5 protein-coding genes are annotated in these 4,029 nt (G+C 35.4%); 3 read left to right on the top strand and 2 right to left on the bottom strand.

All coding sequences use genetic code 11. The features are described from left to right. The first annotated feature begins 229 nt into the window (after positions 1–229). From J7K39_05750 to J7K39_05740, 3 genes are all read left to right on the top strand, one after another. Positions 230–688, top strand: a complete 459-nt coding sequence (locus J7K39_05750) for a MarR family transcriptional regulator (GenBank protein MCD6179390.1) — start codon at positions 230–232, stop codon at positions 686–688. 125 nt (positions 689–813) lie between these two features. After that, on the top strand, positions 814–1,017 hold the full coding sequence (locus tag J7K39_05745) for a hypothetical protein (protein MCD6179389.1): 204 nt from the start codon (positions 814–816) through the stop codon (positions 1,015–1,017). 40 nt (positions 1,018–1,057) lie between these two features. Then, positions 1,058–1,219: a hypothetical protein gene (locus J7K39_05740; GenBank protein MCD6179388.1), complete on the top strand. Its 162-nt coding sequence runs from the start codon at positions 1,058–1,060 to the stop codon at positions 1,217–1,219. Between the two features lie 70 nt (positions 1,220–1,289). Here the strand turns inward: J7K39_05740 and J7K39_05735 are convergent, their stop codons facing one another. Both J7K39_05735 and J7K39_05730 read right to left on the bottom strand, forming a co-directional pair. Then, positions 1,290–2,234, bottom strand: coding sequence for a type IX secretion system membrane protein PorP/SprF (locus J7K39_05735; GenBank protein ID MCD6179387.1), 945 nt, complete (start codon positions 2,232–2,234; stop codon positions 1,290–1,292). Positions 2,235–2,266: 32 nt separating this feature from the next. Next, positions 2,267–4,029 (bottom strand): gliding motility-associated C-terminal domain-containing protein (locus J7K39_05730; GenBank protein ID MCD6179386.1); only part of this gene is annotated, 1,763 nt, incomplete at its 5' end.

Here is a 4,029-nt window from a genome sequence, read left to right as displayed (position 1 = left end):
GTATATGGGCGGAGCGATAATTATTCACATGACAGGCGGTATGAGTATTATGATGCCAAGCCTTGTGCTTATTTTGATTTGGGTAGTTTTTTATTTAAGAACACCGGATTTTTTTAAAATGAAATAATATGAAACGTCCCTGATTGAATAATGATTAAATCACAAAGGAGAATGATTATTCAATCAGGGTAAATTCCATGTGCCTAATGAAATATAAAATTATTAAGACATGAAAATTGAAGACGAAATAAAAGGAAGATTTCGGAACGAATATCACAAAGGTTTGATAAATCTAACTTACACTGCCAAACAGTTGAGTTATGAGTTCTATCAATCACTAAAAAAACACGGTCTTGCAGAACAGCAGTACAATGTTTTGAGAATATTGAGTGGTTTTCGTTCCGAAGCCCCTCTTTCCATTGGTTTTATCAAAGAACGTATGCTCGATAAAGATTCTGATGTTAGCCGAATTGTTGACCGGTTATTCGAAAAAAGATTAATAAGCAGAAAAGAGAATCCTGATGACAGACGACAAAAATCAGTTGAAATAACAGTAAAAGGACTGGAACTTCTTGATAAAATGTTTAATTGCGAAATGAAAGCAGACACCTTACTTAGCAATTTAACGATTGAAGAAGTTAATATGTTGAATCAATTACTAGATAAAATTAGGGAAAAGAAGAAATAAAGCACATGGGTACGTCAAGGGGACATAGTTTACACTTTTTAGGTTGTAATTTGGTAAAAAAATCAAATTGCTATGCCTTGGTTAATAAAGAACAGCAAGAAAAAGCAAAATATGGGTAAAACATAATGAACAGCCTATCCAAAAGATTAACTGAAGAATTTGGAAAAGGATTCTCCTCGACAAATATTAAGCAAATACGAAGTTTCTATCTAACATATTCAAAAGGTCAGACGCTTTCTGACGAATTCAAATTATTTGGTCGCATTTTACCAAGTAAAGAAAAACGAGTAGAAAAATATTTAAATAGAAAAGGAGGCGGAAATAATTGATAATAGAAAAGAACCAGAAAATGGAATTTTAACTCATCAAATGGATACTAATTCAGTTGATTTTGATAACCTTCAAGCAAAACTTCTGATTAAATCAAGAGAACGCTCAATAGAACAAAGGCGAAATGTTGAATTATTATCCTTGAAATATCAGATAGAAGAGTATCTGCAATCGATGTCAGGAAGTAAAAACGTGGTATAATACCAAAAACGCATCAAATGGAAACATAATTGGTATAAGAGTTTTGCAAGGCGATAGATTTTAATTTAGTTTAAAGAAAAGTCGGACAAGGAATTGGCCGACTTTTGTGTTTAATAAACACATCGTATTTAAGTACCAGTTCGTGGCTTCCTCCATTATACTTATCCGTTTTGTATGCATAAAATAAATCAAAAGAATAGCCCAACTCAAGATCGGGGAGAATTTTTAAGCCAAAAAGGGCTGCAACGCGATGATCTGTCCGTACAGAAAATCCACCATGCAAGTTATTATTATAAACAAGGACAAGGCTTATATCACCTTCCATATCAATAGTTTTATCTTCTTCAGTACTTTTAGAAAGCCGAATATAAGTTGATGGTTTCAAAGCTAATTTATGAGAGATAGGCCAGAGTCCTCCTCCAATAAAATAATAATGCTTTGTAGAAAGCCAGAGGTTTGCTGATGAGAAAATAGTGTTGTTCATATAGTTATGGACAATCAAATCAGGGATTGAGAAACCAAGATAAAAGTCTTTGGTATAAACAATAACGCCGAAGCCAAAATTGGGTAAGAATACGCTTTGTTTATTGTTAAGGAAAACGGGATCGTCAGGATTATCCAGTTCTAAATCGATAAGGTTGATATGCAGCATGTTTAGAGCAGCTTTTAAGCCCAAAACTACTTTTACTTTTTCTTCGGATCGGAGCGTGTAGGAATAGTCTCCTTTTATTGCAATATTTCTTTCGGGACCAACTTGTTCATTTACAAAGGAAAGCCCGAGGCCAACATTTCTGGCAAAAGGAGCATGGATAGCTGCTGTCTGAAAACGAGGCGCTCCTGGAAATGCAGCCCATTGAGAACGATGAAAGAGAATGGCGGTAAGTTGGTTTTCTAAGCCAGCATAAGCCGGATTAACAGCCATTAGATTATAGGTGTAATGTGTATGCATGTCTTCCTTCTGTGCAGAAGCTAAACTCACAATAAACATAAAACCAACGATGAGGAATTTTCTCATTCTATCTTTCTTATGTATCTATCAATTTATCATTATTTTAGCCTGTTTATATAAATATATCCCTTTATTGGCTTGCTTCCATCTCCTAAATTTAGGATATAGAAATAGGTGGCTTGCGGTAATATTTCAAATGGGTTTATTGAGAAATGATTGGTTCCGTCCCAATCATTATCATAAGGATCACTTTCAAAAACTTTATCTCCTTTTTCATCATAAATAATGATTGAATTTTCAGGATAATAATAGAGACCACGAATATGGAAAAACTCATTAATTCCATCTCCATTGGGAGAAAAAGCTTCTGGGATATGTAATGGATTTGGTGTGAAATTTATTTGAACTTGCGCTCTGGCCTCATCACCACTTTTGTCGAAAATACTGTACTCGAAAGTATCACCTTCAAAATAATTTCTATTGGGTGTATATACAAAGAAATCATCCAAGAGATTTTCTGTTGTCCCATTATCATTTATTGATATTTCTCCATAAAAAGGACTTGAATTAATCCATAAATTTTGTTCACCTGGACCATCGTAACCAAAAAAGTCGTTTTTTAAAATAGTAAATCTATTGTTGATGCTATTTTCGTCTATCGTAAAAGTATCGTTCTCTGCCCAAGGAAAGTCATTGATTGTAAGTTGATGCATGATTTGTGTTTGATTTTGACATTCATCTTCAACTAAGTAGGTATGAATATAATAAGGGGGAGAATAATCTGTATATAAATCTGTTGATAGGATAGAAATTATGGGGTTTTCTGTACAATTATCTTTTGCATTGCTGATGATATCTATTGAGGGAAGAGGTACTTCTTCAATTCTCGCAAAATTTGACGTTTCTATGTCATCAGCAGTTGGAGGCAGCGTGTCGTGAATGATTATCGTCTGTTTGATAATGGATTCATTTCCGCAGTCATCTTTAAGACTGTATGATCGGATGATGGTTTCAGGGCAGCGTTTACCATTCGAAATATCAGAAACGAAATCTATTAAAACGGCAGAACTGCAATTGTCATAAACGTTTTTAAGATCAGCTATCGAAGGTTCTGGGAAATCATTTTTGCACAGGATAAATTGCTCTTGAAGCGGGTCTGCGGTTGGCGCAACGGTATCGGTTACAAATATTCTTTGTTGGCTGAAAGATGAGTTTCCACATAAATCGGTTCCTTGCCATTGCCTTGTTTGCACATAAGTATTTTCACAATCTAAAATGGTTTCATCAGAAATAAGATCGACAATAATGGCCATTTGAGGAGAGCAATCGTCAGTAAATGTGGGTCTTAATGCAAGGGCTGAAATGAGTCCATCACTATCGTCACAGCTAAGATAGATGTCTGGCAAATTGTTTGTGGTTGGGGGCGTGTTGTCACTAACTATTATTTCTTGTACAAAAGGATCAGCAGAATTCCCACAGTCATCACTTAATTCCCAAGTTCTGGTTAAGGTGTAAGAATTTGGGCAGCTAGTTTCTGTAATTGCTTCTGATGGATTAGAAATAACCATAGTTCCACAGAGTTCTGTTGCGCTAGGCGATAAGGCTAGGGCTATCGTTAAGCCATCGCTATCTGTGCAATCCAAATATCGATCGAAGCTCAATGCTTCCGTATCCCAGCTTGGAGCTGTAGTATCTTCAATAGTAAAAGTAGCTGAAGTAGTAGAAGAATTTCCACATTCATCCGTAGCGGTGAAAGTAACTAGCGCATTTCCAGTTTCTCCACAATCATCAGATAAGGCTGTAAAATCATTTGTCCAGACAATAGTTCCATCACAAACATCAGAAGCCGTAGCTCCGCCGT

This window comes from Bacteroidales bacterium (assembly GCA_021157585.1).
Lineage (GTDB): Bacteria > Bacteroidota > Bacteroidia > Bacteroidales > UBA12170 > UBA12170.
Note: the sequence above shows the minus strand (reverse complement) of the source record. Positions and strands in the feature narration are given on the sequence as shown.